This window comes from Streptomyces sp. NPDC058685, from assembly GCF_042714725.1.
In the GTDB taxonomy this organism is placed as follows: domain Bacteria; phylum Actinomycetota; class Actinomycetes; order Streptomycetales; family Streptomycetaceae; genus Streptomyces.
Genome location: NZ_JBHXSL010000005.1, coordinates 126,684 through 152,056, shown reverse-complemented (window position 1 = coordinate 152,056; position 25,373 = coordinate 126,684). Strand labels below are relative to the sequence as shown.

The 25,373-nt window shown below is 69.0% G+C and carries 23 protein-coding genes; 10 read left to right on the top strand and 13 right to left on the bottom strand.

What is annotated here, in order from left to right; genetic code table 11:
• Nucleotides 1-43: 43 nt before the first annotated feature.
• Nucleotides 44-883 carry an enoyl-CoA hydratase/isomerase family protein gene (locus ACFWU3_RS06560; RefSeq protein WP_384432092.1) on the bottom strand — a complete coding sequence of 280 codons (840 nt, stop codon included), beginning with the start codon at nucleotides 881-883 and terminating at the stop codon, nucleotides 44-46.
• A gap of 202 nt (nucleotides 884-1,085) precedes the next feature.
• On the opposite strand from ACFWU3_RS06560, the gene ACFWU3_RS06555 reads away from it, so the two are divergent.
• Nucleotides 1,086-1,559, top strand: coding sequence for a winged helix-turn-helix transcriptional regulator (locus ACFWU3_RS06555; protein WP_384432089.1), 474 nt, complete (start codon nucleotides 1,086-1,088; stop codon nucleotides 1,557-1,559).
• A gap of 395 nt (nucleotides 1,560-1,954) precedes the next feature.
• On the opposite strand, the gene ACFWU3_RS06550 is transcribed toward ACFWU3_RS06555, so the two are convergent.
• The 6 genes from ACFWU3_RS06550 to ACFWU3_RS06525 form a co-directional block, all read right to left on the bottom strand.
• The gene (locus ACFWU3_RS06550) at nucleotides 1,955-4,411 is read right to left on the bottom strand and encodes a SpoIIE family protein phosphatase (RefSeq protein WP_384432086.1); all 2,457 of its coding nucleotides are present in this window, start codon (nucleotides 4,409-4,411) and stop codon (nucleotides 1,955-1,957) included.
• Nucleotides 4,412-4,495: 84 nt separating this feature from the next.
• Entirely contained in the window at nucleotides 4,496-5,194 is a 699-nt protein-coding gene (locus ACFWU3_RS06545) for an SDR family oxidoreductase (protein ID WP_384432083.1), read from the bottom strand.
• A 159-nt stretch (nucleotides 5,195-5,353) separates the two neighbouring features.
• Nucleotides 5,354-5,722: a Sec-independent protein translocase TatB gene (locus tag ACFWU3_RS06540; protein ID WP_384432080.1), complete on the bottom strand. Its 369-nt coding sequence runs from the start codon at nucleotides 5,720-5,722 to the stop codon at nucleotides 5,354-5,356.
• Between the two features lie 38 nt (nucleotides 5,723-5,760).
• Nucleotides 5,761-6,615, bottom strand: a complete 855-nt coding sequence (gene tatC / locus ACFWU3_RS06535) for a twin-arginine translocase subunit TatC (RefSeq protein WP_384432077.1) — start codon at nucleotides 6,613-6,615, stop codon at nucleotides 5,761-5,763.
• 39 nt (nucleotides 6,616-6,654) lie between these two features.
• Nucleotides 6,655-6,975 carry a Sec-independent protein translocase subunit TatA gene (tatA, locus tag ACFWU3_RS06530; RefSeq protein WP_384432074.1) on the bottom strand — a complete coding sequence of 107 codons (321 nt, stop codon included), beginning with the start codon at nucleotides 6,973-6,975 and terminating at the stop codon, nucleotides 6,655-6,657.
• A 105-nt stretch (nucleotides 6,976-7,080) separates the two neighbouring features.
• Nucleotides 7,081-8,403 carry an epoxide hydrolase family protein gene (locus ACFWU3_RS06525; RefSeq protein ID WP_384432071.1) on the bottom strand — a complete coding sequence of 441 codons (1,323 nt, stop codon included), beginning with the start codon at nucleotides 8,401-8,403 and terminating at the stop codon, nucleotides 7,081-7,083.
• 593 nt (nucleotides 8,404-8,996) lie between these two features.
• Here ACFWU3_RS06525 and ACFWU3_RS06520 point away from each other — a divergent pair.
• Together ACFWU3_RS06520 and ACFWU3_RS06515 are read left to right on the top strand one after the other, a co-directional pair.
• Nucleotides 8,997-10,301, top strand: a complete 1,305-nt coding sequence (locus ACFWU3_RS06520; protein WP_384432068.1) for a DUF3533 domain-containing protein — start codon at nucleotides 8,997-8,999, stop codon at nucleotides 10,299-10,301.
• Between the two features lie 339 nt (nucleotides 10,302-10,640).
• Complete coding sequence (locus tag ACFWU3_RS06515; RefSeq protein WP_384432065.1) at nucleotides 10,641-11,753, top strand: ABC transporter substrate-binding protein; 1,113 nt, start codon at nucleotides 10,641-10,643, stop codon at nucleotides 11,751-11,753.
• A 184-nt stretch (nucleotides 11,754-11,937) separates the two neighbouring features.
• On the opposite strand, the gene ACFWU3_RS06510 is transcribed toward ACFWU3_RS06515, so the two are convergent.
• Both ACFWU3_RS06510 and ACFWU3_RS06505 read right to left on the bottom strand, forming a co-directional pair.
• Nucleotides 11,938-12,729 (bottom strand): class I SAM-dependent methyltransferase, encoded by a 792-nt coding sequence (locus tag ACFWU3_RS06510; RefSeq protein WP_384432062.1) that lies wholly within the window; start codon nucleotides 12,727-12,729, stop codon nucleotides 11,938-11,940.
• Nucleotides 12,730-12,961: 232 nt separating this feature from the next.
• A complete protein-coding gene (locus ACFWU3_RS06505) occupies nucleotides 12,962-14,731 on the bottom strand; it encodes a pentapeptide repeat-containing protein (RefSeq protein WP_384432059.1) in 1,770 nt (589 codons plus the stop codon).
• 195 nt (nucleotides 14,732-14,926) lie between these two features.
• Here ACFWU3_RS06505 and ACFWU3_RS06500 point away from each other — a divergent pair, with 195 nt between their 5' ends.
• The 7 genes from ACFWU3_RS06500 (at nucleotide 14,927) to ACFWU3_RS06470 (ending at nucleotide 21,328) form a co-directional block, all read left to right on the top strand.
• Nucleotides 14,927-15,049 (top strand): hypothetical protein, encoded by a 123-nt coding sequence (locus ACFWU3_RS06500; protein WP_384432056.1) that lies wholly within the window; start codon nucleotides 14,927-14,929, stop codon nucleotides 15,047-15,049.
• A 131-nt stretch (nucleotides 15,050-15,180) separates the two neighbouring features.
• The gene (locus ACFWU3_RS06495; protein WP_384432053.1) at nucleotides 15,181-16,137 is read left to right on the top strand and encodes a glutathione S-transferase C-terminal domain-containing protein; all 957 of its coding nucleotides are present in this window, start codon (nucleotides 15,181-15,183) and stop codon (nucleotides 16,135-16,137) included.
• Nucleotides 16,138-16,143: 6 nt separating this feature from the next.
• Nucleotides 16,144-16,347, top strand: a complete 204-nt coding sequence (locus tag ACFWU3_RS06490; protein WP_384432050.1) for a putative leader peptide — start codon at nucleotides 16,144-16,146, stop codon at nucleotides 16,345-16,347.
• Between the two features lie 73 nt (nucleotides 16,348-16,420).
• Nucleotides 16,421-17,617, top strand: a complete 1,197-nt coding sequence (locus tag ACFWU3_RS06485) for an LLM class flavin-dependent oxidoreductase (protein ID WP_384432047.1) — start codon at nucleotides 16,421-16,423, stop codon at nucleotides 17,615-17,617.
• 21 nt (nucleotides 17,618-17,638) lie between these two features.
• Nucleotides 17,639-19,066 (top strand): NtaA/DmoA family FMN-dependent monooxygenase, encoded by a 1,428-nt coding sequence (locus ACFWU3_RS06480; RefSeq protein ID WP_384432044.1) that lies wholly within the window; start codon nucleotides 17,639-17,641, stop codon nucleotides 19,064-19,066.
• Complete coding sequence (locus ACFWU3_RS06475; protein WP_384432042.1) at nucleotides 19,063-20,184, top strand: LLM class flavin-dependent oxidoreductase; 1,122 nt, start codon at nucleotides 19,063-19,065, stop codon at nucleotides 20,182-20,184. The genes ACFWU3_RS06480 and ACFWU3_RS06475 overlap by 4 nt, the downstream gene beginning before the upstream one ends.
• Nucleotides 20,185-20,200: 16 nt before the next feature.
• Complete coding sequence (locus tag ACFWU3_RS06470) at nucleotides 20,201-21,328, top strand: LLM class flavin-dependent oxidoreductase (RefSeq protein ID WP_384432039.1); 1,128 nt, start codon at nucleotides 20,201-20,203, stop codon at nucleotides 21,326-21,328.
• A gap of 148 nt (nucleotides 21,329-21,476) precedes the next feature.
• Here ACFWU3_RS06470 and ACFWU3_RS06465 read toward each other — a convergent pair whose 3' ends face one another.
• From ACFWU3_RS06465 to ACFWU3_RS06450, 4 genes are read right to left on the bottom strand one after another with little or no spacing between them, the layout of a single operon-like run.
• On the bottom strand, nucleotides 21,477-22,463 hold the full coding sequence (locus tag ACFWU3_RS06465; protein ID WP_384432036.1) for an ABC transporter substrate-binding protein: 987 nt from the start codon (nucleotides 22,461-22,463) through the stop codon (nucleotides 21,477-21,479).
• Between the two features lie 41 nt (nucleotides 22,464-22,504).
• Nucleotides 22,505-23,269, bottom strand: a complete 765-nt coding sequence (locus tag ACFWU3_RS06460) for an amino acid ABC transporter ATP-binding protein (protein ID WP_384432033.1) — start codon at nucleotides 23,267-23,269, stop codon at nucleotides 22,505-22,507.
• Nucleotides 23,266-24,315: an amino acid ABC transporter permease gene (locus ACFWU3_RS06455; protein ID WP_384432030.1), complete on the bottom strand. Its 1,050-nt coding sequence runs from the start codon at nucleotides 24,313-24,315 to the stop codon at nucleotides 23,266-23,268. Before ACFWU3_RS06455 ends, ACFWU3_RS06460 begins: the two co-directional genes overlap by 4 nt.
• 20 nt (nucleotides 24,316-24,335) lie before the next feature.
• Complete coding sequence (locus tag ACFWU3_RS06450) at nucleotides 24,336-25,286, bottom strand: ABC transporter substrate-binding protein (RefSeq protein ID WP_384432027.1); 951 nt, start codon at nucleotides 25,284-25,286, stop codon at nucleotides 24,336-24,338.
• Nucleotides 25,287-25,373: the final 87 nt, after the last annotated feature.

The following is a 25,373-nucleotide window of genomic DNA, read 5'->3' as shown; positions in this document are numbered from 1 at the left end:
GAGACCAGAGCCTCGGCGTGCGGGTGACGAGTCGGGTTGACAGTCATGCCTGATCGTCGAGCAGATCGGCGAGGTGAGCGCCGAAACGGTTCTCCAGGTCGCCTTCCTGCTGCAACCCGCCTGCGAACAGGGCGGCGACGCGCTGCCGGGTTTCGGGCCAGGTGAGGGCATCCGCGAAGGCGTCGCGGCCGTCCAGAAGCCTGTCGATCGGGGGCAGGGAGACCTGATTGACGAGGTTCTTCGCGCTTTCGATCGGGCGACGGTCGAAGGAGGCGAGGCGGCGTGCGAGCGTATCGACGAATTCGTCCAGGTCGCCGTCCGGAAGGGACCGGTTGATCCAGCCGTAGCGTTCGGCGGTGTCGCCGTCGAAGTCGTCGGCGCCGAGGATGATCTCCAGGGCGCGACCGCGGCCGGTGAGCAGGGGAAGGCGCTCCGTGGCTCCGCCCCCGGGGATTACCCCCGCGCCGACCTCGGGTTGACCGAGGACGGCGTTCTCGCGGGAGGCGAAGCGCATGTCGCAGGCGAGAATGAATTCGCTCCCCACGCCGCGGACACGGCCGCGGATCTTCGCGATGCTCACGACGGGGGACTTGGTCAGGCGGACGAACGTGTCCGTCGGGATGGCTGTGCCGGAGGGCCCGGCGGCCTTGGCGATGCTCGCCGATGCGCCGGACATGTCGAAGTGGGCGAGGTAGAAGTCGAGGTTCGCGCTCTCGAACACGACGACGCGAAGGCTCGGGCTGTTGTCCATTCTCGTGAGCAGGTCCTGGAGCCCTTCGAACACCGTGTGGTCGACGACGTTGAGGGGCGGGTTGTCGAACAGGACCCGCCAGTACGCGGGTGTTTCCTCGATGATGCGCACGGTTGCTGCTGATTCGGTCATGCCATCCATGCTAGATGCTGACTTTAAAAATGCAAGTCAGACGATCGAGCGTGTCGCCACTGTGTGCCCGTGCCGGAGGCGCCGCGGGAGGTCGATCCGCTTCGGTTCTGACTTGCAAGAGAAAACTCAGCCGGTACACTGTCGGATACGGCAGCCCAGCAGCTGGGGATACGCGGAGCCCCACATGACATGGAGGTGGGGAGTGTCCGGAAAGCAGTTGTCCGATCTCGCGGCTGACGAGCCGGCCTGCTCCATCGAGCGGAGCTTGCAGATTCTCGGCGAGCGCTGGTCCCTGCTCGTACTGCGAGAGGTCTTCGCGGGCAAACACAAGTTCGCCGAGATCCAGTCGTCCCTCGGCATCGCGTCCAACCTGCTCAGCGCTCGCCTCAAGCTGCTGCTCGAGGCCGGGGTACTGGACACCCGGACCTACCAGGAACCCGGCAGCAGGCCGCGGCAGAGCTACCACCTGACGGCGGCGGGAAACGACCTGCGGGTGGTGCTTGCCGCGCTCCAGCAGTGGGGCGACCGTCACCGACCGCGTCCCTCGGGCCCCTCCGCACTCCGGCGGGTGCGCTCCACGAACGGGCCCGCACATGTCGGGTTCCTCGATGACGACGGCCACGAAGTGCCCGCCACGGACGTCGTCATGCTCGAGGACATGGCCGACAAGACCTGACCGCGCTGACGGGTCCTGTGCGCCCGACGCACCGACGCATGCCCGCGCGCCCTGGCGGTCCTACGACGGGGACCATGCCGGGAGGGGGACCACTTCCGTCGTGTCCTCCGGCCGGACGCGTGCGGGCAGGGACCCGAACCGGGCATGCCGCGCCGAAGCGATGGTGTCTTCGGCCCTGACTCGCCTCTTGGCCTTCTGGGTGTTCGGCATGTGCTGCTTCCTTTCGTTTCGATGCCGGGGACTCGGTGGGCGTGCACCGGACGGGGCCTCGTCGATCGATGGGTCGACCGCGGGTGCGCCTCTGCAGCCCGAGCTGTTCCGCAGGGGCGGCACCGGCGGGGCAGGTGCGAAGGCGGCTGTCATCACCTGCCCGGGGGGATCGAACGTGGTCGGTCTCAGAGGCCGAGGTCCTGTTCGGCCCATGTGAGTTTCCCGGCGGGTGTGTGGCGGGTGCCCCACCTGCGGGCCAGTTGATCGACGAGGAGGAGGCCGCGGCCGCTCTCGTCGGTGGCCAGGGCGCGACGCAGGCGCGGGGAGGTGACGCTGGTGTCATGCACTTCGCAGGTCAGGGTCCGGTGTCGGATAAGGCGCAGCCGGATCGGACCGGAGGCGTGCCGGACGGCATTGGTGACGAGTTCGCTGACGATCAGTTCGGTGGACGCGATCAGGTGCTCCAGCCCCCACTCCTTCAACCGGGCGCGGGCCAGGGCCCGGGCGCTGCTGACCAGGGAGGGGTCGGCAGGGAACTCCCAGGAGGCGACCTGGTCCGGGCCGAGCGCGCGGGTGCGTGCGAGGAGCAGGGTGATGTCGTCGCCGTGGGTCGACAGACGCTCCACCGCGGACGAGGTGAGCTCGTCCAGCGGCAGGCCGGAGGACCCAGCCAGGGCATCTGCGAGGTGATTCATGCCGGCGTCGATGTCGTGGTCGCGGGCCTCGATCAGGCCGTCGGTGTAAAGGGCGAGCACGCTGCCCTCGGACAGTTCCAGGGTGACGGACTCGAACGGGACCAAGCCGACACCGAGCGGGGCCCCCGTGGGCAGATCGGGGAAGGTGACCTCGCCGTGCGGGTCGATGACTGCGGGTGGTGGGTGGCCGGCCCGAGCGATGGTGCACCGCCGGGTGACCGGGTCGTACACGGCGTACAGACAGGTGGCGGCGATCGTCGCGGCCGCCGGGTCGAAGGGGTCGGCATCGGCCTCGGCGAGACGTATGACCTGGTCGTCGAGGCGGGAGAGCAGTTCGTCGGGAGGCAGGTCCATGTCGGCAAGAGTGCGTACCGCGGCGCGGAGTTGGCCCATGGTGGCCGCCGCTTTGATGCCGTGTCCGGCTACGTCGCCGACGACCAGGCCGATGCGGGCGCCGGACAGGGGTATGACGTCGAACCAGTCGCCTCCGACGCCATGGTGACTGTCGGCCGGCAGGTAACGCCAGGCCACGTCGGCTGCGGAGCCCCCTGTGGGGTGGTGGGGAAGCAGATGGCGCTGCAGGGCCAGGGCTGCGGAGCGCTCTCGTGCATACCGGCGGGCGTTGTCCATGGACAGCGCGGCCCAGCCGACGAGTTCCTCGGCGAGCAGGAGGTCGTCCTGGTCGAACGGCACACGAGCGTCCGTGCGCACGAACACGGCCACCCCGAGCACGGCGCCTCGCGCCCGGATGGGGACGATCATCAACGAGTGCATTCCGTGGTCGCGGGCCCTTTCCGCCCGTGCCGCGTCGTGCCGGCCCAGCCAGGTGTCCAGGGAGGAGTCCAGAACGAAGGAGGACTTCCCGGAGCGCAGAACACCGGCCACGGGCGACGCCGGAGGGACGAGTACCGGCTCGCCCCGCGCGAACAGGGCCTCGGGAGTACCCGCATGAATCGAGGCCAGGCCCGCCCGGTGGAACGCGGGGACCGCTCCGCCCTGCGAGCCCAGGCGTACCGGCGGCTCCTCGCCGAGCGAGACGGACTCCAGGAGGTCGACGGTGGCGTAGTCGGCCAGCAACGGCACGGCGAGGTCGGCCAGTTCCTGCGCCGTCCGCATGACATCCAGGGTGTTGCCGATCCGCTTGCCGGCCTCGCCCAGAAGAGCCAGGCGCTCGCGCGCCCGTCGGGTGTCGGTGACATCCGCGATCACGACGCACACGCCCAGCGCACGGCCCTGCGCATCGTCGAGACGGAAGAAGGAGGCCAAGAGCGTGGACTCCTGGCGCACATGTGCCGGAGCGAAGGTCCGGAACTCCACATTGACCGTCGGAACACCGCTGTCCAGCACCTGGCGCATCAGTGCTTCGAGCGTTTCGGCCTGTCGGCCCGGCGCGGCCTGGGTCGGCGTGCGCCCGAGCCGCTGCTCGAGCGTGATGCGGTCCCGGGCGCCCTGGGCGTCGTTCGCCCATGTGCAGAGCAGATCCGTGTCGCGGATCACGACACCGACCGGCGGGTGGCTCGGCAGGTGCGTCGCTCCCGGGAGCGACACCACCCCTGATCCGCCGGTCGCCCATGAGGACAGCGCGGCCGCCTCGGCCGCTGACACGACCCACCGCGCCCGGCCGTCCTTCCCGGACAACGACTGCACCCACAGGCGTACGTCGATGCTGCCACCGTCGCGGTGACGGATCGTGGTGAAGCCGGACCAGCCGGAGGAGGCACCGCTCTGCTGGGAGAACGCCGATGCCTTCGCCCGGTCCTCGCCGTCAGCCAGCAGGAAGGCGGCGGAGCGGCCCACCACGTCCGCGGACGCATGTCCGACCAGCCGTTGGGCGGCTTGTGTCCAGCCGACCACCGTGCCCTTCGCATCGAGCAAGGCGACCGCCGCGCCGGCCATGCGGGCGGCCGCGGGGGCGTCGGCCACCATCGCGTGTGCAGAACTGTCCATCGGTCCTTCTTCCTTCCGTGCTACGGACCCACAGAGAGCCCTGCCGTCTACGTGCCGACCGCCCTGTGCCGTCCGGGCGACGCTTCAGGTGCGAGGTGCGGAATCGAGAGGCTGCGAGAGGGCGGCTTTGACCCGCCTGGTCTCTTCGTCGGCGAGGACTTCGATCCAGCCGTTGGCCAGGGCGTGGATGGTCTGCTCGGCCACGTCGGCCGCGCTGATCTTCGGTTCGTCCGTCCAGGCACTGAGGTCCGTGTCCACGAAGCCGGAGTGCACCCCGATCACTGCCGTACCCTGATCGCGCAGGCCCTGCCGCAATGCGTCCGTCAGGGACCATTGAGCTGCCTTGGAGGCGGCATAGCCGGTGAACAGTGGCCGTCCGGCCCAGGAGGCCAGTGACAGCATGTTGACCAGTGCGCCTCCGCCGTTTCGGGCGAGGATGGGGGCGAACGCCCGCGAAACAGCCCAGGTTCCGAAGTAGTTGACGTCCATCGCCCGGCGCGCGTCCTTGAAGCTGCCCTCCAGGAGGGTGGTGCCTGTGCCGCCGATTCCCGCGTTGTTGATCACGATGCTGACGTCGCCCGCGGCGGCGGCGGCCTCGGCGACCTCCTCGGGCTTGGTCACATCCAGGCGCAGGGGAGTGAGGTCCTGATCGACGACGGTTGCCGGGTCACGGACGCCCGCGTAGACCTTGGTCGCGCCGTGTTCCATCAGTGCTCGGGCGAATGCACGGCCGATGCCACGGTTGGCCCCCGTGACCAGGGCGACTGATCCCTTGATGTCCATCGTTCTTCTTCCTTTGCTGTGAGCGTTCTGTGGTTCGGGCAGGGCCGGTGGAAGTGGTGCCACCTGCCCGGGGCGGGGGCGACTTCGCGTGCGCCCTCTGCGGGGGCCGCCGGCGAAGCAGGACGCCCTCAGTCCTGCCGGATCGGGGTAGAACCGGGATCAGGCACGCGACTGTTCGGTGAGTGTCGGTGTGCCATGGGCGCGGGCGGGCTCGGGACGGTCCCCGTCGCCGACTGACTCGTCATGGGCGGGTGATGCCGTGAGTTCGCGCGGGCCCGTCTCGTCCTCGGCCGTGATGAGCGCACTGTGCGCCAGTGCTCGCGGGTGCAGGTCGCGGAGTTGGAGATCGGCGAAGTCGGGACCGAGTTCCTGGCGGATCTCGTTCCGTGCGCTGTTGGAAAGAGCTCTGAACTTGCGTATGAGGGCGGATGCGTCGGAGATTGCCTTCGGGAGTTTGTCCGGGCCGAGGGCGACGACGGCGATCACGAAGGTGGTGAGCAACTCGAGCGGGCCTATGTCGAAGAACATGTGGCTTCCTGGGCAGTGCGGTTCACGAGTAGTGGTTGTCAGCTGCTGTGGTGCGACTCGTGGAGGGCGGGAAGGGGCGAGGGCTCGTCGGGTCCGAGGCCGGTGCCTGCCGCGGTCCTGCGGTTGCGGCGGCGGTCGTTGAGCCAGGCGATGCCGCAGGCGGCCAGATACAGGACGGTGATGGGGCCGGCTAGCGCGAGCAGGGTCAGAGGGTCGCCGCTGGGGGTGGCGACGGCGGCGAATGCGGTGACGCCGATGATCATGTGCCGCCACCACCCGGCCATGCGGCGGGCGCTGAGAACGCCGGCCAGGTTGAGCATGACGAGGAGCAGGGGGAGTTCGAAGGACACTCCGAAGACCACGACGAGGCGGGTGGCGAGGTCGAGGAAGTCGTCGATGGGCAGGATGTTGGTTGCCTGGTCGGGGGTGAGGGAGATCAGCAACTGTGCCGTCGTGGGCAGTACGGCGTATGCGAATGCCGCTCCGGCCAGGAAGAGGGGGATGCCGGTGGCGAGGAAGACGAGGGTGTATTTCTTCTCACCGCTGCGCAGGCCCGGGGCGAGAAAGGCCCAGAGCTGATAGAGCCAGACGGGACTCGAGCCGATGAGGCCGACGGTCAGCGACACCTTCAAGGCCAGGGTGACGGGCGAGAGAAGACCGTTGGTGGCGATGACGCCGCAGCGTCCGGATCCCGCCGGGCTGCTCCGTTCGAGGGGGTTGCAGCCCGGCAGGGGCGCGATGACGACGTCGATCAGCTGCTGGTAGAACAGCCCCGCGACAACGGTGGTGACGGTGACCGCGCTGATCGCCTTCACCAGACGGTTCCGCAGTTCGCGGAGGTGGGCGGTAAGGGGCATGTGCCCCTCGGGGGCCAGGGATGTGGCTGACAGCATGAGCAGACCTCGTTCCTCTCCTGCGGGTGCCGTCCGGAGTCAGCGTGTGCCGACGGTTTCCTGGGCGTGGGCCGTTGCAGGGGTCTCCTGCGGCCCGGGCATGGCGTTGGGGTCGTGCGGGGGTGCCTCCTGGCCTGCGGAGTCGACCCGGAATGCGGAGTCGGCGTGTGAGGAAGAGGCGACTGGGACGGTGGTCTCGTCCTCGACGTCGCTGGTGCGCATGGCCTTGGTCTCGCTCTTGAGGATGCGCATGGACTGGCCGAGCGAGCGCGCCATGTCGGGGAGGCGCCGGGCGCCGAAGATCAGGAGAAAGACGACGAGGATGATCAGGATCTCGGGTGCACCGATCTTGCCGAACATGAGGGTTGTGCCTTTCGTGGAGGGGAGCGGCGATCACTCCGCTGTGGATGTGCGTGGGAGATGGTGCGGGCGAAGGCATGGGTCCGCCCTCGCCCCCACGTATGGCTAGCGAAGGGGCCGGAATCCCGTACGAAGCTCTTCCGTGAAGACCTTCGGCTGCTCCCAGGCCGCGAAGTGCCCGCCCTTGTCGAGCTTGTTGTAGTGGATGAGGTTGGGATAGGCCTTCTGTGCCCAGCTCTTGGGGGCCTGGAAGTTCTCGTCCGGGAAGGCGCTCACGGCAGCCGGGATGGTGACGCCGTTGGGGATGAGGCTGTACTTGTTCTCCCAGTACAGGCGAGCGGCAGAGACCGCCGTGTTCGTCAGCCAGTAGAGCGTGATGTTGTCGAGGACGTCGTCCCGTGTCAGGCCTTCGCGGTGTCCGTCGAAGACCCGGGAGATCATTTCCAGGCTGCGCCCGTCGTGGTCGAGCAGGAAGGCCGCCAGACCGATGGGCGAGTCGGTCAGCCCAGTCAGCGTCTGCGGGCGCGACCCCATGATGCGGGCGTAGGCGAGGTGCTTGTAGGTGAACTGCAGCTGCTCGTACGCGTGCGTCTCGTCCGCCGAGAGATCGAGGGGCACCGGGCTGCCGATCGCGAGCGCCTTGGAGATGTCGGGCGGAACCACGCCGGGCAGGTTGGTGTGGATGCCGACCAGGCCCGCGGGTTTCAACACAGCCATGCGATCGACGATGAGCGCGCCCCAGTCGCCGCCCTGCGCCGCGTACTTCGTGTAGCCCAGGCGCTTCATCAGCTCTGTCCATGCACGGGCGATGCGGTCGGGGCCCCAGCCGGTTGCGGCCGGCTTGTCGGAGAACCCGTAGCCGGGCAGCGACGGGATCACCACGTCGAAGGCGTCTGATGCCTTGCCGCCGTGGGCGGTGGGGTTGGTGAGCGGGTCGATGATCTTCAGCTGCTCGATGACCGAGCCGGGCCATCCGTGGGTGACGATGAGCGGCAGAGCGTTCTTGTGCCGGGAGCGGACGTGGATGAAGTGAATGTCCAGCCCGTCGATCTCGGTGACGAACTGCGGCAGGGCATTGAGCCTTTTTTCGACCTTGCGCCAGTCGTATTCCGACGCCCAGTAGCGAGCGAGCTCCTGCATCGTCGCGCGCGGCACACCCTGTGAGTGATCCGCGACGCTCTCGTGCTCGGGCCAGCGCGTGGACACGATGCGCCGGCGGAGGTCGACCAGGTCCCTCTCAGGGAAATGGACGCGGAAGGGACGGATGCCCCCGCCCGCTGCCGCACCCTTGCCGGCTCCCGTCTCGGCCGCGGCGGCCGGCTGCGCGGGAAACAGGCTGAAGGATCCCGCGACGGCCGCTGCCGCCGTCGCGGCGGCCGAGGTGGAAAGGAAGGTCCGCCGGGAGTGCGGCGGAAGGATTTCGGACATGGTGAATCTCCCAAGTTGTTCGGTGTCGCCGTGCGAAGGCCAGCGTGGGGATGTCGACGGCGACCGGTTGATCGTTTCGGTGGCCTGCGACCGGTGTCCGGATCTGCGGTGCTGTCCGATTCGGTCGTGTCATCCACATTAGACCCTAAATTTAAAATTGCAAGCCAGGGTCATCGGGACGTGCGGAGAGCGCGCGGACCGCCCCTCGCGCGCCGGGGGAGTGGCCGCCTCGGCCGGGGGAAGAGCCACTTCCCCTCATCCCGAGCGTTGCCGGCCACAGCGACCGCGCGGGCCTTGCCCGGGCGTTCCGTGGCCGCCGGGCAGACGTGGTGAAGATCGTTTCTGGACCGAACCGCCGCTTCGCGCGACACCGCCCGACCTGCCGCGGCGGTCACGCACCGCCCTCGGGTCCGCGGTCGTGTCGTGGAGGGATGCCGTGATGACAGGGCTTATCGTCGCTTGAGGGTCGGCCGGTGCTCGCGCACTCCCCGAGGATGACTGCCCGGACACTGCGCGTACGGCCCCCGGCGTCACAGCCAACACCGCCGCAGCCAGGTCCGGACAGCGCAGGACCGCGTCCCTGATGGAGTGTCATGACCTCAGCCGGTTCCGGGGAGCAGCCGTCGCTCGCACGTGCCTCTGCTGTAGCGCGTCACGGCAAACTCTGGCTGGTGCCGACCGTCTTGTGTGCGCTGGTGGCCGTATGCCTGACGCTGCTCTACATGGGCGGCATCCTCGATCCGAACGGGAACCTGCGCCAACTGCCGATCGCGCTGGTCAACACGGATCAGGGCCCGACGCAGCCAGGACAACACCAGACCGTGGGCACCCAGGTGAGCCGGTCGATCGTCGCCAAGACTCCAGCAGACACCGTGAGGTGGCGGCACCTCAGCCGAGCGCAGATGCAGGATCAGATGGCGTCGGGAAAGATCTACGGCGCCCTGGTCATCCCCGCCGACTTCACCACCTCGGTGACGGCGCTGACAACTCCCCGGGCCACGACACGGCCCGCCCTCACCGTCCTGACCAACCCCGGGCTGGGCAGCCTCGGTTCCGCCCTGGCCACCCGAATCGCGCAGAACGCGGCTCACCAGGCATCCGTGGAGATCGGCCGACAGCTGACGGCCCAGGCTCCCGCCCAGGGGACCAACGCCACGACCCGGGCGCTCCTGGGCGACCCGGTCACCATCACCACTCAGGTGGGCCACCCCATCGGCAAGCACAGCGGCCTCGGCCTGACCGCCTTCTACTACACCCTGCTCCTGGTGCTCATCGCTTTCGTAGGCGGCAACATCATCAACAGCGGCGTCGACGCGGGCCTCGGATACACCGACAACGAAATCGGGCCCTGGCACTCCCGGCACCCGACGGTGCCGATCAGCCGCACGCAGACGCTTCTGCTGAAGATGGTCATGACGGCGGGAGTCACCGCGATCACCATCAGCCTGCTGATGATCGCCGCGATCGGCATCCTGGGCATGGACGCATCGCACCTGCCGCTGCTGTGGATCTTCTCCTTCTGCGCGAGCCTTGCGGTGGGCCTGGGGGTCCAGGCCATCAACGCGGCGTTCGGCGGGATCGGCCAAGTGGTGTCCATGTTCGTGTTCATTGCCCTGGCCCTGCCGTCCTCGGGGGCGACGATTCCCCTCCAAGCCGTTCCCGACTTCTATCGCTTCCTGGCGCTGTTCGAACCGATGCGGCAGCTGAGCGACGGCGTGCGGGCCATCCTCTACTTCGACGCCCGGGCTGATGCCGGGCTGATGCGAGGGTGGGGCATGATCGCGATCGGCGTCGCTCTCGCCCTGGTCTTCGGGTTCGCCATGACGCTCTACTACGACCGCAAGGGGCTGCACCGCCTGGGTCCGCTGCGTGCCGAAACGACCCGTCAGGAACCGTGATCGGCACCAGGCCGTCACCATGACGGGCTGGGTGTCTCCTGCCGCGACGGTGGCGGCGACGACGTTCACGTCCGTGGGTCCGTGGGTCCGTGGGAATGAGTCGCGCGGGTGCGTCAAAAGGCGCATTGCGGATCGGACGCGGAGCCCGCCCGGGCCCCGGTGCCGTCCGCAGTTCCACCGGAGACGAATATTGAGTTGCCTCGCGGCCACAGTGGTGTTGCCATGTCCGGCATCGTGATCGGGGCGCCTGCCACGGCGAAACGACCTCGTACCACCGGCCCTTGTCATTCCGGGATCCGGGCAGACCGCAGACTGTTCGTCGGACAGGAGACGCTACGCATGGATTCGCCGTCATCGCCGCCCGGGGTGGGACGGACTGAGGGTTCGTCGGTCCGGATCGGCGCACTCGTTCCGCTGTCTCGGCCTGGCTGGGTCGAAGCAGGCCGACACCTGCTCGCCGGGCTCGAGTTGGCCGCCCGCGATGTCAATGGCGCCGGCGGTATCGCCGGAAGACCGCTCGAGCTGGTGGTACGGGATACCGCGGCTGATCCGCAGCGGGCCGCGGCGGCCGTGGAGGAGTTGGCTCGTGTCGGCGTAGCTGCGGTGGCGGGGGAGTATCACAGCGTCGTCGCTCGCGCCGCAGCTGCCAGGGCCGACGCGCTCGGGTTGCCGTTCCTCTGCTCGTCGGCCGTTCTCGACGCGCTCACCGAGCATCCGACGGAATGGGTCGCGCGCCTTGCTCCGGCGCAGTCCCAGGGCTGGCAGATCTACGCGGACTTTCTTCTCGGCACGGGCCACAGCCGCATCGCCGTCGCGGCCGAGCCGAGTGTCTACTGGGCATCCGGGGCCCGCATTCTGCGGGATCACCTCGCTGCACGAGGCGGCAGCGTCGTCGAGCTCGATATGAGTGCGCTCACCCCAACAGCCATGTGCGACGAACTCGTGGACAACCGCACGACCGCCCTCCTTCTTCTGGTCGGGTATCCCGAGCCCGCGGTGTCGATCGTCAAGTCCGTTCGCCGCGACCGACGCCTCACCGGAATCGTGATGGGTGCTCCGGCCGGTCAGCCGGAGTTCGGCGAGTTCGCGACGTTGCTGGGCGACGACAGCACCGCAATCCCGTTCCTGCGCTACCTGCCCGAGCGCCTCGGCCCCCTCGGTTCACGAGTGGAGACAGAGCTTCGTGAGCGGCTTGCCGAAAGCCCCTCTTTCGTGGCCTTCGAGGGCTACGACTCGATCACCGTCCTCGCCGAAATGCTGCGTTGTCACGGGGCGGACCGGGCGAGGACTGCCACATCCTGGCGGCGTGTCGCAGTCGAAGGCACCCGCGGGCACATCACGTTCTCCCGCATGCCGGGCATCAGCGTGTGGCAATGGGCCGATGCGCCGATCCAGGTCGTTGACCGCGACCCGGCGGCATCCGATCGCTTCCGGACCCTTCACTCCGGCTGAGGAGGCGGGCCCTGGTGCCCGAGTCGTCAGGGCCGGCCACCGGAGCGTCCGCCCGTTTCGTGCATGGATCCATGCCGCGGACGCCTCACCGCCACCGGGGGAGCGATGCTGGTCGCCAGGAGCACTGATCGTCATCCCGGGCTCCCCGGGCTGGTGCGGCCGTCGGCCTCGACCCACGGCTGGGTCAGCCCGGCTTGACCGCCCGCGTCGCGAAGTAGTGCGACATGTACGGAGCGGATGCGTTGGATTGGTGCGGCGCTTCCGTGAAGCCGGTGAGGACGAACCCCGCGGCGAGTTGCCCGCCGATCTGGTCGGTGAGGGTGTGGCTGTATTCAAGAGGGGAATCTGCGCCGAACTTCGCGGCACGTTCCTCGGCGGAGTACTGCGTGACATCGCTGTAGGGCAGCTTGTGCACGACGATCAGTTCGCCGCGCTCGTCGAGTGCCTCGTGGTCGAACAAGTACGCATCAGGGTTGAGGCAGCCCACGAGCAGAGTTCCGCCCGGTCGCAGGACGCGGAAGCACTCACGCCACACCGGTGCCACGTCGGGTACGAACAGGTTGGAGACCGGATGGAACACGACGTCGAACGCCGCGTCGCCGAAGGCGCTGAGGTCGCGCATGTCACCGAGGACGGTGCGCAGCTCGAGTCCGTCGCGCGCCGCCACCATCTGGTCCTGGCCGAGTTGGCGGGGTGAGTTGTCGAACACGGTGACCCGCGCCCCCGCGGCGGCGAGGATCGGACCCTGCTGGCCACCACCGGAGGCCAGGCACAACACGTCCTTGCCGGTCAGGTCCGTCGGCAGCCAGGAGCGGTCGACCGGCTCATGCCCGATGAGAACAATCGACCAGTCGCCCATGCGGGCGCGCTCGACATCCTCAGTACTCACCGGCCTCGACCACTCGTTGCCCTCTTGGACACACTTGTCCCAGGCGGCCCGATTGTGGGCGACCGGGTCGACAACAATGTCCTGCACGTTCAACTCCCTGCTCCAGCCAAATGGACACCTGCGGTACTGACAGTCCGCTGCCGCCAGCCAACACGATGGCAGGGTGCGGGCTCAACGAAATTAGCCGGGCATCGAGGTGTCCATGGTCTCGACGGGTGGCCGCGCAGTGGGTGCGTCAGTGCTGGTTGCCGAGGTTGCGGAAGCCGTAGGCGTCCACGGTGGTACCCCGTCCGGCACTCAAACCGATTCCGAAGAGCCGCTATCGCTTGACGCGGCCGCGGACGGCGAGGACGGCGAGACCGAGCAGGACCGGCTCCGAGAGCCGGGAGGCCATCTCGGTGTACGTACCGATGGTGGTCAGGTCCTGGCCGCTGCTGCGGAACACGACGGAGTTGACGACCACGCGCAGTGACTTGTCGAACCGCTCGGTCGTCAGCCGCTCCGGGTACGGTCCATCGGGATTCTTCGGATCCGGCGTGTCGGTCCGCAACGTGATGCTTCGGCCCGTGACGGTGCCGGTGCTCTCGGGCTTCGGGTCGTCCTTCGGCAGGCCCCACAGCATCATCACGGACACGGTGACGATCATGGCCAGCAGGAGCCATCCGAGGGCGCGCGAGGCCCGCAGACCGTACCCCGACATCGCCCAGTACAGAGCAAGCAGGCCCCGCTCGGCACGGGGAGTGGCCAGGTCGTGGCGGCGCATCTCCATCTCGCCGTAGTAGAAATCGGCGGCGCCTGGCTCGTTCTTGCCATCCTCGAATGCCTTGCGCAGTTGCCGGTACACCGCAGCGAGTGCACCAGGCTCCAGCGCGCTCTCCCCATCCGCGGGTGTCCAGCCGTCCGCGGCGGTGTCGCGAGCGGCACGCCAGTGATGTTCTTCGGCCAGTGTCCTGCGCGGCGTCCAGCGCACCGGCCAGGGACCGCGCCGTCGTATCCCGGAAGGGGCGGTGGCCAGGACGCACCGTCCTTCCATCTGCAACTGGTCGAGGTGGACGGCCCCGGAGAAGCGGCAGTCGGTGAGGTCGACATCGGTGAGCACCAGATGCGCGGCGTCCACGCCGTGCAACGAGTGGACGCGCACGCGGGGGTCCGTCAGGCCGTGTCCGGCCACCTCCTCGCCGATCACGGCGAAGGGCAGGGAACGGGCGGCGATACTCACCGGGTACTCCAGGACCGCATCGCTCAGATCCACGCCTGCGTACCGCAGGCGCAGCGCCGCGGTGGAGGCCCACCGCGTCCGACGGCAGAGCAGACCTCCGGTCGCCGCCTCGATGGTGACGGCGACGTCGAACACGGCTTCGGACAGGACCGTTTCTCCCTCGCACACGAACGGTCCCATCGCTGAAGCGCGTTCGAAGATCGCCTTGTCGAACCGTGCGTCGCGGTGGAACGTCGCTCCAAGGAACCGTGCGTCGCCGCCGAACCTCGCGCCGCTGAACCTGGCGTCGAGGCCGAACTCCGCCTGGTTGAACTCCGCGTCGCCGCCGAACTCCACCCAACGGAACCGGGCCTGCTCATCGAACCTCGCCCCGCTGAACCACGCGTCGCGCCCGAACCGTGCCCTGGGGAACCCCGCGTCACCGGCGAACTCCGCCCCGCTGAACGATACGGTGCCGTCGAACCGTGCCCCGGCGAATCCGGCATCGCCGGTGAACTTCGCCCCGCTGAACCCGGCTTCGTCACCGAACTCCACCCCGTCGAACCGCGCGTCACCGGCGAACTCCGCACCGCCGAAGGAGACTTTGCCGACGCGGGACCGGTCTGTCGCCGGGTCGTGCAGCCGCGCGAGAAGTGCAGTGAGCACTTCCTCACTCAACCGAGTGCCACGGTGATCGAGGTCGGCACCCGGCAGGAGACCTGCCAGATAGGCGGCGCGGTCGATGTCGCACAGGTGGGCCAGACACTCTGCATACGGGTCGACCCGGCGGCCGTGGCAGCCCATGGCGTCGGCTGACGGATCGGACAGGTGCTCGCAGCACGGCCAGTCAGAGGCGTTCGGGGGCGACGCGGCGGGGGCGTTGGCGGTCACGCCCGATGGTACGTCGAACGGCAGACGGATTCCGATCGCTCCGATTGACGGGGCCTGCCGCGCGCGGCAAGCCGGCGCCCTCTTGCTCGCCCACCATGTGAGACACCGGCTGAGACCCGGGAACGCGCTCTTGACGTGGCCCGCAGGCTGCCTGACACTCCGTAGCAGAGTTCCCTAGTGAATGGGTGGGAAAAGATGGAGCGTCCGGAGTCGCCCGCCAACCGCGCGATGCGCGTCGGCCGGACGGCTTTCCTCCTGACCTCCCGCCGCCACATCGATCTCCTGCGCGTCTGCAGCGCGGCGAGCGCTCTGCGCTGAACCGGCGGTGCCCACCTGGCACCGCAGAGCTGCCGTGTACGGGTACGCGCCGGCGTCGCGCGCCCATGACCCCCGTATGCGCCCGTCGCATCTCTGAGAATCAGCCGCCGGACCTGGCCCCTGGGAGAATCATGTCTGCCGCACCCCGCACCGCTGTGTCTTCCCTCGCCTCCTCGCCGTCGTTCCGAGGCCGGATCGGCTGTGATGCCGGCAGCGGCTACTACGCCGCGGAACGCCGCTACCGCCTCCACCTCTCGCTGTCCTGCGCCCACTGTCTGCGGATCGCTGTCGCACACAGCCTCCTCGGCCTGGAAGAGACCGTCCCCGTGGTGCTGTTGCCGGCCGTTCCCGACCGCCCCCACGGCGGACACTCCGCTCTGCGCCCTTTGTACGAAGCCAGTTCGCACGCGCATCCCGGACCGGCCGTCGCACCGGTGTTGAGCGACACCTGGACGGGACGGATCGTCAGCACGCACACCCCGGACATCCTGCGCGACCTGGCTCGGCGCTTCGGCGGTGACGAGCCCGGCCGGCCCGCGCTGTACCCGCACGGCACCGAGGCGGAGATCGAGGCCCTCGAAAGCCTCTGTGAGGACCGCGTCAATGAAGCCGCCCAGCGTGCCGGGCAGGTCGAAGCCGACGCCACCGTGCGTCGGACCGCCCTGGGTTCCCTGCTGCGCTTCCTGGGGTCACTGGAGTGGCGGCTCGCCCACCAGGACTTCATCCTCGGCGACCACCTGACCGCCGGCGATGTGCATCTGTGGGTGACTCTGGTGCAGTTGGACACCGTGCACCGACATCACCTGGATGCCGACGCCGTGCAGCGCATCGCCGACCATCCGCACCTGTGGGCCTACGCACGACGCCTGGCGGCCCACCCCGCCTTCGGCCGGCATCTCGACCTGGACGGCATCGCCCGCAGGCACCATGCCCGCTGCCGAGGACTGGAGGCCGCAGGCGCGGCCGTGCAGATCCTGGACTGGGCGGTACACATCGCCGACGGGCCCGCTCAGGCCTCCCACGGGGAGCGGAGCGGTTTCATGGAACCGCAATACGCTCTCCACCTTCGTCCGTCCGGCTCCGCCTAGCCTGCGATGACATGGGCTCCCACGCCCGCATGGCAGTCCCGGGAACGACCGGGCCAGACGGCCGAAAGAGCGGAGGTGACGATGGTGTCCCCCGTCTCCCGCGTCCTCGTCCCCGCCGTCGGGGTCCTCGTCGCGCGCGGTTGTGTCCGCCTGTACTCCCGGCCCCACATCGACCTGCAACGAGTGGCCGGCGCCCTCTGTTGTCGCTGACCTGTTCCCGCCCTTGAGCCCTCCCCGGGAGGGCTGGTGATCACATAAGGCCGACCAGGAAGGCACCGTTCTCGTGTCCGCACCTCTTCACCTCGCCGTAGCGCTGGACGGCACCGGCTGGCATCCGGCTGCATGGCGTGAGCCGGACGCCCGGCCCCGAGATCTGTTCACCGCCGGCTACTGGGCCGCCCTCGTGACCGAGGCCGAACGCGGCCTGCTCGACTTCGTGACGTTGGAGGACTCGCTCGGGCTGCAGTCCTCGCACCTCACCGAGCCGGACGGACGCACCGACCAGGTGCGGGGCCGGCTGGACGCCGTACTCGTCGCCGCCCGGGTCGCACCGCTGACGCGTCACATCGGGCTGGTGCCCACCGTGGTCGCCACCCACACCGAGCCGTTCCACATCTCCAAGGCCATCGCCACCCTGGACTACGTCAGCGCCGGTCGCGCGGGCCTGCGCGTCCAGGTGACGGCACGGCAGAACGAGGCCGCGCACTTCGGCCGCCGCACCGTCCCACGTCTCCGTTTCGACGACACGGGCACTCCCGAGGGCCGCGAGGTGATCGCCGATCTCTTCGAGGAGGCCGCCGACTACGTCGAGGTGGTGCGCCGCCTCTGGGACAGCTGGGAGGACGACGCGGAGATCCGCGACGTCGCCACAGGGCGCTTCATCGACCGCGACAAGCTGCACTACATCGACTTCGAGGGCAGGCACTTCAGTGTCAGAGGCCCTTCGATCACTCCTCGGCCGCCGCAGGGACAGCCCGTCGTCAGCGCGCTCGCGCACCAGAGCGTGCCCTGTCAACTGGTGGGCCGCTCGGCGGACATCGGCTACGTCACCCCGCACGACACCGGCCAGGCCCGCGCCCAGGTCGCCGAGATCCGCGCCGCCCAGGCCGCGGCCGGGCGGTCCGGCGAGCCGCTGCACATATTCGGTGACCTGGTTGTGTTCCTGGACGACGACGCCGCGGCGGCGCGGGGCCGCAGGGCCCGTCTGGACGACCTGGCCGGCTACCCGTACACGAGCGACGCCGAGATCTTCACGGGAACGCCCGGGCAACTGGCGGACCTGCTGCTGGAGCGGCGCCGGGCCGGCCTGAGCGGTTTCCGGCTGCGGCCCGGGGTGATCGGCCACGACCTCCAGCAGGTCACCCGGCGCCTTGTGCCCGAACTCCAACGACGAGGCGTCTTCCGGCACACCTACGAGGCGGACACCCTGCGCGGGCTGCTCGGACTCGCCCGCCCCGCCAACCGCTACGCCACTGCCTGAAGCCGGAGGAGTCGTACCACCATGAACCATCCCATCACGGGCACACCGGCCACGAGCAAGGCGTCCACGGGCAAGCCTGTGAAGCAGATCCACCTCGCGGCTCACTTCCCCGGCGTGAACAACACCACGGTGTGGAGCGACCCGCGGGCAGGCAGCCACATCGAGTTCAGCTCGTTCGCGCACTTCGCACGGACCGCCGAACGAGCCAAGTTCGACTTCCTCTTCCTCGCCGAAGGGCTACGACTGCGAGAACAGGGCGGCCACATACACGACTTGGATGTGGTCGGGCGCCCCGACACGTTCACCGTCCTTGCCGCACTCGCGGCCGTCACCGAACGTCTCGGCCTGACCGGCACCATCAACTCGACCTTCAACGAGCCCTACGAGGTGGCCCGTCAGTTCGCCGCCCTGGACCACCTCTCGGGCGGACGCGTCGCCTGGAACGTCGTCACCTCCTGGGACGCCTTCACCGGCGAGAACTTCCGGCGCGGAGGCTTCCTCCCGCAGGACCAGCGCTACTCCAGGGCCGAGGAGTTCCTGGCCACCGCCACTGAACTGTTCGACTCCTGGCACGGCGGCGACATCGTCGCCGACCAGGAAGCCGGCACCTTCCTGAAGGACGCGGCGGCCGGAGCTTTCGTCCACCGAGGAAGCCACTTCGACATCGCCGGCCAGTTCAACGTCCCGCGCAGCCCTCAGGGCCGCCCGGTGATCTTCCAGGCCGGCGACTCCGACGAGGGCCGCGAGTTCGCCGCCTCCAGCGCCGACGCCATCTTCAGCCGGCACAGCACCCTGGACGCCGGCCGTGAGTTCTACGCCGACGTCAAGGGACGTCTCGCCCGTCACGGCCGAACCCACGATCAACTGCTGATCCTGCCCGCGGCGACCTTCGTACTCGGCGACACGGATGCCCAGGCGCGGGAACTGGCCCACGAGGTGCGACGTCAGCAGGTCAGCGGCCGGACCGCGATCACGTACCTCGAACATGTCTGGAACCGGGACCTGTCCGGGTACGACCCGGACGGCCCGCTTCCCGACATCGACCCGGAGCCCGGCGAGAACACCGTCGCCCTCGGCCGGGCCAGTGTACGGATGTTCCGCGACCCGTTCGCCGTCGCCGAGCAATGGCGTGAGCGCGCGGCGGCGGAGAATCTGTCGATCCGTGAACTGGTCATCGAGACCACCGGCCGTCAGTCGTTCGTCGGCTCTCCGGCCACCGTCGCCGAGACGATCAACGCCTTCGTCCAGGCGGATGCCGCCGACGGCTTCATTCTGGTCCCGCACATCACCCCGGGTGGCCTGGACGAGTTCGCCGACACCGTCGTCCCGCTGCTCCAGGAGCGCGGTGTGTTCCGTCACGACTACACGGGCACCACGCTGCGGGACCACCTCGGCCTGGCACACCCCGACGCCCGTGCGGAGGCGCGGAGCCGGCGGGCCGCGTCATGAAGTTCCTGGCCATCACTCTCATCGTGCACGCGCCCGATCCGGTGACCGGCATCCAGAAGTCCACGAACGAGCGCTTCCGCGAAGTGATCGACAACGCGCTCCTGGCCGAGGAACTCGGATTCGACGGCTTCGGTGTCGGCGAGCGCCACGAGCGGCCCTTCATCTCCTCCTCACCACCGGTCGTGCTGAGCCATATCGCCGCCCTCACCTCCCGCATCCGTCTGTTCACCGCCGTCACCACGCTCAGCCTGCTCGACCCAGTACGCGCGTACGAGGACTACGCGACCCTGGACCACCTGAGCGCGGGCCGACTCGACCTGATCATCGGGAAGGGCAACGGCGCGGCCCAACGCGAGCTGTTCCATGTCACTCCCGTGGACCAGTGGGACCGCAACGCCGAGGGCTATGAGCTGTTCCGCCGCATCTGGCGGCAGGACAAGGTCAACGCCTCCCCACGCTTCCGCCCCGAGCTGACCGACGCCGAGGTGTGGCCGAGACCGCTCCAGCGGCCCATCCGCGTCTGGCACGGCAGTGCGACGAGCAGGGAGTCGGTCGATCTCGCGGCCCGATACGGAGATCCGCTCTTCTCGGCCAACGTCACGCACCCGATCGAGCCCTATGCCGAACTGATCCGCCACTACCGACAGCGCTGGGAGCACTACGGTCACGACCCGGTGCGGGCCGTCGTGGGTGCGGGGACGGCCGGCTACCACGCGGCCCGCACCTCGCAGGAGGCCGTCGCCGCGTACCGCCCGGTGTTCGACGGCCATCTCGCCCTCCAGAAGCGGCTCGGCGTCGAGCCGGTGTTCGCCACCCTGGAGGACTTCGTCGAACGGAGCTCGGCGCTGATCGGCAGTCCTCAGCAGGTGATCGACAAGGTGCACCGCTACCACGAGCAGTTCGGGCACAGCGTCCTCCACCTGCACGCCGACGCGGGCGGTCTCACCCCTGCCCAGCACCGTGCGTCACTCGAACTCTTCCAGTCCGACATCGCCCCCGTTCTTCGACGTGACATCCCCGACCCGCCGTTCCCCTGGGCCCCGGTCATCGCCGGACCCGAGCCCGGCCCTGGGCCGGAATCCGTGTCCGTATCACCACTCACGCCCACCGATCGCTGAGGAGCAACACCCCACCATGGCCGGCATCCCCCTCGCAGTTCTCGACCTCGTCCCGATCCCGTCCGGCTCCACCGCCGCGGAAGCACTGCGCAACACCATCGACCTGGCCCGGCAGGCCGAGCGGTTCGGCTACACCCGCTACTGGTTTGCCGAGCACCACCTCAACCCGGGCGTTGCCGGCACCTCGCCCGCCGTCGTCCTGGCCCTGACCGCCTCGGCGACCTCCACGATCAGGATCGGCTCCGGGGCCGTACAGCTCGGTCACCGCACCGCCCTTTCCACCGTCGAGGAGTTCGGACTGATCGACGCCCTGCACCCCGGGCGGCTGGACCTGGGCCTCGGCCGCTCGGGCGGACGTCCCTCCGGGCAGACGGCGGGCCCTCGTCCGACCACGATCCCGGTCCTCGACGGCCGCGCTCCCAACGGGCTGAAGATCCCGCCACGCTTCTCGTTCGAGCACCTGATCGGTTCACCCCGTTTCCTGCTTCAGCAGCAACTCCTGCACCAGCCCGGCGCCCGCCCCCAGGACTACGGTGAGCAGGTCGACGACATACTCGCTCTCCTGCGCGGTGAGTACCGGTCCGCGGACGGGATCGAAGCGCACGCGATCCCCGGCGAGGGCGCCGAGGTGCAGGTGTGGATCCTCGGCAGCAGCGGCGGCCAGAGCGCCGACGTCGCAGGGCGCAACGGCCTGCGTTTCGCGGCCAATTACCACGTCAGCCCGGCCACGGTGCTGGAGGCGGCCGAGGGCTATCGTGCCGCGTTCCAGCCATCGGACCATCTGGACAAGCCCTTTGTCAGCGTCTCCGCGGACGTTGTCGTCGCCGAGGACGAGCACACCGCTCGCGAACTGGCCACCGGCTATGGGCCGTGGGTTCGCAGCATCCGCACGGCCGAGGGTGCCATTCCCTATCCGACCCCGGAGCAGGCCCGCGCTCATGCCTGGACCGAAACCGACCGGGCACTCGTCGCCGACCGTGTCGACACCCAGTTCGTCGGATCCCCGGGGCGCGTCGCCGACCAACTCGAACAACTGCAGGAAGCCACCGGCGCCGACGAACTGATCATCACCACCATCACCCACGACCACGCCGATCGGGTGCGTTCCTACCAACTCCTCGCGGAGGAGTGGCAACGCCGTTGAGCCGTACGGGCCTCGACGAGGCCGCTGTCGACATCAGGAGCCGGCCCGGGACGGTCTGAGCGGCGGCTCACGCCCCTCGACGTCGTCCGGGCCGTCCTACCCGGCCCAGGGTGCGGAGGCCCGGGTTGGCCTCCGCACCCACCGTCCTCTACTGACCGGTCCTGGGCAGGCCGGGCGGGTTGATCTCCGACTTCGTCACGGCTTCGCTCGACAGGCCCCAGCGCTTCAGCACCGCGGCGTATGTGCCGTTGCCGATGACCTCGTTGAGCGCGGCGGCCAGTGGCTCGGCCAGGCCCCTGTCCTTCTTGGCGGTGGCCGCGATCAGGCCCTGGAGCGTGGCGCCGGCGCCGGAGTGGGTGCCGGCGATCTCGGTCTTGCCTGCCGACGCGACATGGTAGGCGGCGGTCGGGTTGGGCCCGAGGAACAGCTCGATGCGCCCGGACTCGAGGGCGAGGTAGGTGTCGGACGGCGCCTTGTAGTACTTGACGTCCACCGGTTCGAGGCCCGCACGCTCGGCCTGCTTGCTCCAATCCACCAGAATCTTCTCCTGGTTGGTGCCGCTGTCCACGGCGACCGTCCTGCCCGCGACATCCTTGTAGCCGGCGATCTTGAGTCCGCTGCCCTTCTTCGCCTGGAAGGCGAGATCGTCCTTGCGGTATGTGGCGAAGTCGTACTTCTCCTTGCGCTCCTCGGTGACGGTGACGTTGCTGAAGGCCACGTCGTACTTGGCGCTGTCCAGGCCGACGAAGATGTTCTCCCAGGAGACCGGGGTGTAGTCGGGCTCGAGACCGAGGACGTTCGAGACCAGGTGGGCGATGTCGAGCTCAGCGCCGATGCGGGTCTTGTCGTCGGTCGCGTAGAAGCCCAGTGGTGGCGAACTGTCGGCGGATCCGACGATCCTCAGCGTGCCTCTCTTGCGGATCTCCCCGGGCACCTGTGCGGCTATGGCCCCGACCTTGTCCGTGGTGACGCGTTTCTGGTCCGGGCTGTTGTTGATCTTCGTGGTGGTGCGGCCCGAGGCGTCGCCGGGGTTCGCGACGTCGGTCGTACCGCCGTCGGTGGGGTTGGCGCAGGCGCTGAGGACGAGTGCGGCGGCGAGTCCGACGACGGCTGCGGCGGAACGGTAGTTGGGCACGGTTGTTCTCCTTAGGGAGGGCGGGACGGGATGGCGGTGGGTCAGAGGACCTTGGAGAGGAAGGCGCGGGTGCGCGCGTGCTGCGGGTCGTCCAGGACGGCCGCGGGCGGCCCCTGCTCCACGACGACTCCGGCGTCCATGAACACCACGGTGTCGGCGACCTCGCGGGCGAAGCCGATCTCATGGGTCACGACGATCATGGTGGTGCCGGTGCGGGCCAGATCCTTGATGACGTCGAGGACTTCGCCGACCAGTTCGGGGTCGAGCGCCGATGTGGGCTCGTCGAAGAGCAGCACCTTGGGTTCGAGGGCGAGCGCACGGGCGATGGCCACGCGCTGTTGCTGCCCTCCGGACAACTGCCGCGGGTAGGTCTCGGCCTTGTCGGACAGCCCGACCCGCTCCAACAGCCGGCGGGCCGCCTTCTCCGCCTCCTTGCGCGGACGGCGCAGTGCGGAGACCGGGGCCTCGACGATGTTGTCCAGCACGGTGAGGTGGGGGAACAGATGGAAGTTCTGGAAGACGAACCCGATGTGGGTGCGCTGCTTCAGTACGTCCTTCTCCTTGAGCTCGTGCAGCTTGCCGCCCGAGCGGCGGTAGCCGATGAGCTCTCCGTCGATGCTGATCCAGCCGCGGCTGACCTTCTCCAGGTGGTTGATGGTGCGCAGCAGGGTGGACTTCCCCGAGCCGGAGGGACCGAGGATCACGGTGACCTCGCCGGTGCGGACCAGCAGGTCGACGCCGCGCAGCACTTCCAGCGGCCCGAAGCTCTTGTGGACGCCGCGGACGTCGACCATCACGTCGCTCATGGGTTCTCCTTCGTGGTACGGAGCACAGCGAGACCCGCCCGGCCGACGGGCACGCGTCCGTCGCGCTGTGCGGCAGCGGCGCGCAGGTTCCGTACGAAGCGCCGGGCGCGCTGCAACGGGGTGGGCGGCGGGGTGCGGTTGGCACCGCGGGCGTAGCGGCGCTCCACGTAGTACTGGGCGACGGAGAGCACCGAGGTGAGGACCACGTACCAGGCCGTGGCGACCATCAGCAGGGGAATCACCCGTCCGTTGCGGCCGTAGACGACCTGCACCTGGTAGAAGAGCTCGCCGATGGCCATGACGTACACCACCGACGTGCCCTTGAGCAGGCCGATGATCTCGTTGCCCGCGGTGGGCAGGATGGCGCGCATCGCCTGCGGCAGGACGATCCGCCGGATCTGACGCAGCCGGGGGATGCCGAGCGAGGCGGCGGCTTCCAGCTGTCCGTGGTCGACCGAGATGACGCCTCCGCGGACGATCTCGGCGGCGTACGCCGCCTGATGCAGCGACAGTCCGATCAGGGCGGCGCCGATCGTGCCGATCAGGCTGTTGCTGTCCACGGACCAGAAGACCGGGCCGAAGGGGATGCCGACGCCCAGCTCCTTGTACAGGGCGCCCAGGTTGAACCAGAACACCAGCTGGACGATCATCGGGATGGACCGGAAGATCCAGACGTAGGTCCAGGCCACGGTCTGCAGTACCGGGCTGCGGGACAGCCGCATGAAGGCCAGCACGGTGCCGAGGACGAAGCCGAGGACCGTGGCGTAGGCGGTCAGCTGGAGGGTCATCAGCACTGCCTGCACGATGGTCTCGGACAGGACGTAGTCGCTGAAGACGCCCCACTCCCAGACCGGGTTGGTGATCAGTCCGTGCACGAACTGGGCGACCAGTACGGTCACGGCGGCGGCCGCGGCCCAGCGGGCGTAGTGGCGGGCGGAGACGACCTTCAGCTCGGCCGGATCGTGGGAGGTGGGCGGGGCTTGGTGGCCGGCGCCTGTGCCGGTGACGGCCGCGCCGGGGGGCGCGGGGTCGGTGGTAAGTCCCATCGTGGTTTCCTGCTCAACTCTCAGCGGTGCTCGGGCGGGTTGATCCGTGACGTATCGATCGCGGAGGCTTTGGTGCCCCACTTCTGCAGGATCCGGGCGTAGGTGCCGTCCTTGATCAACTGGTTGACCGCGGCCTGGAAGGCGGGGGTGAGCGGGGAGCCCTTCTTGAAGGCGAAGCCGACGTCGAGGCGGTGGTACTCGCCGAGGAAGGTTGTCCGCGCCTCGGGCTGGGCGGCCTGGTGGCGCAGGCCGTTGATGGTCGACATGACGACATCGATCCGGCCCTGCTGGAGGGCGGTGACGACGGCTCCGTTGTCGGAGAAGACCTTGACGTCGTAGGGCTTCTTCCCGGCCTTCGCGCATACGCCCTTCTGCGCGGTGAGGGTCCTCTCGAACGTCGTGCCCGCGCCGGTGCCGATGGTCAGTCCGCACAGCTGGGTGAGGTCGTCGACGCGCTTCTTCAGCACGGTGCTGCCGGTCCGCACGGCGAAGCCCTGGCCGTCGTTGATGTAGGTGACGAAGTCGATGGTCCTCAGGCGTTCGGCGGTGACGCCGAAATTGCCGGTGCCGACGTCGTACTTGCCGCTGCCGAGTGCGGGCAGGATCGTTTCGAAGGAGGCGTCCTGGCGCTTGGCCTTCACGCCGAGGACTCTGGCGACCGCGTCGGCGATGTCGATGTCCTGGCCGGCGGGCGGCTTGTCCTGCCCGTTCGGGTAGTACGCCCCGGGCGGGCTGCCGATGGAGCTGCCGATCCTGATGGTGCCGCCCTTGCGCACGCCGGCGGGGAGGAGGGCGGCGACGGAGTCCACGGCGCGTACGCGGGCGACCGGGTCGTCGGTCGGCGCGGCCGAGGCCTGGGCGCCCGCAGGGGAGGGCGCGCCGTCGCCGGAGTCGCAGGCGGTCAGCCCGAGGAGCGGCACCAGCGCCAGGGCGGCAAGGCGTCGGGGGCGGGTGGTCCGGGGGAGGTTCACAGCTCGGGGGCCTTTCCGGTGTGCCGCTCGGCGGTGAGGGACTTCCCGTCGGCGGTGGGGGAGTTGCGGACTGCTGTGACGGACTGT

Bases quoted from the DNA above. Each gene is read 5' to 3' on its own strand.
- ACFWU3_RS06560 (WP_384432092.1), bottom strand. From the start codon at position 883: ATGACCGAATCAGCAGCAACCGTGCGCATCATCGAGGAAACACCCGCG.
- ACFWU3_RS06550 (WP_384432086.1), bottom strand. From the start codon at position 4,411: ATGGACAGTTCTGCACACGCGATGGTGGCCGACGCCCCCGCGGCCGCC.
- ACFWU3_RS06545 (WP_384432083.1), bottom strand. From the start codon at position 5,194: ATGGACATCAAGGGATCAGTCGCCCTGGTCACGGGGGCCAACCGTGGC.
- ACFWU3_RS06540 (WP_384432080.1), bottom strand. From the start codon at position 5,722: ATGTTCTTCGACATAGGCCCGCTCGAGTTGCTCACCACCTTCGTGATC.
- tatC (WP_384432077.1), bottom strand. From the start codon at position 6,615: ATGCTGTCAGCCACATCCCTGGCCCCCGAGGGGCACATGCCCCTTACC.
- tatA (WP_384432074.1), bottom strand. From the start codon at position 6,975: ATGTTCGGCAAGATCGGTGCACCCGAGATCCTGATCATCCTCGTCGTC.
- ACFWU3_RS06525 (WP_384432071.1), bottom strand. From the start codon at position 8,403: ATGTCCGAAATCCTTCCGCCGCACTCCCGGCGGACCTTCCTTTCCACC.
- ACFWU3_RS06520 (WP_384432068.1), top strand. From the start codon at position 8,997: ATGACCTCAGCCGGTTCCGGGGAGCAGCCGTCGCTCGCACGTGCCTCT.
- ACFWU3_RS06515 (WP_384432065.1), top strand. From the start codon at position 10,641: ATGGATTCGCCGTCATCGCCGCCCGGGGTGGGACGGACTGAGGGTTCG.
- ACFWU3_RS06500 (WP_384432056.1), top strand. From the start codon at position 14,927: ATGGAGCGTCCGGAGTCGCCCGCCAACCGCGCGATGCGCGTCGGCCGG.
- ACFWU3_RS06495 (WP_384432053.1), top strand. From the start codon at position 15,181: ATGTCTGCCGCACCCCGCACCGCTGTGTCTTCCCTCGCCTCCTCGCCG.
- ACFWU3_RS06490 (WP_384432050.1), top strand. From the start codon at position 16,144: ATGACATGGGCTCCCACGCCCGCATGGCAGTCCCGGGAACGACCGGGC.
- ACFWU3_RS06480 (WP_384432044.1), top strand. From the start codon at position 17,639: ATGAACCATCCCATCACGGGCACACCGGCCACGAGCAAGGCGTCCACG.
- ACFWU3_RS06475 (WP_384432042.1), top strand. From the start codon at position 19,063: ATGAAGTTCCTGGCCATCACTCTCATCGTGCACGCGCCCGATCCGGTG.
- ACFWU3_RS06470 (WP_384432039.1), top strand. From the start codon at position 20,201: ATGGCCGGCATCCCCCTCGCAGTTCTCGACCTCGTCCCGATCCCGTCC.
- ACFWU3_RS06460 (WP_384432033.1), bottom strand. From the start codon at position 23,269: ATGAGCGACGTGATGGTCGACGTCCGCGGCGTCCACAAGAGCTTCGGG.
- ACFWU3_RS06455 (WP_384432030.1), bottom strand. From the start codon at position 24,315: ATGGGACTTACCACCGACCCCGCGCCCCCCGGCGCGGCCGTCACCGGC.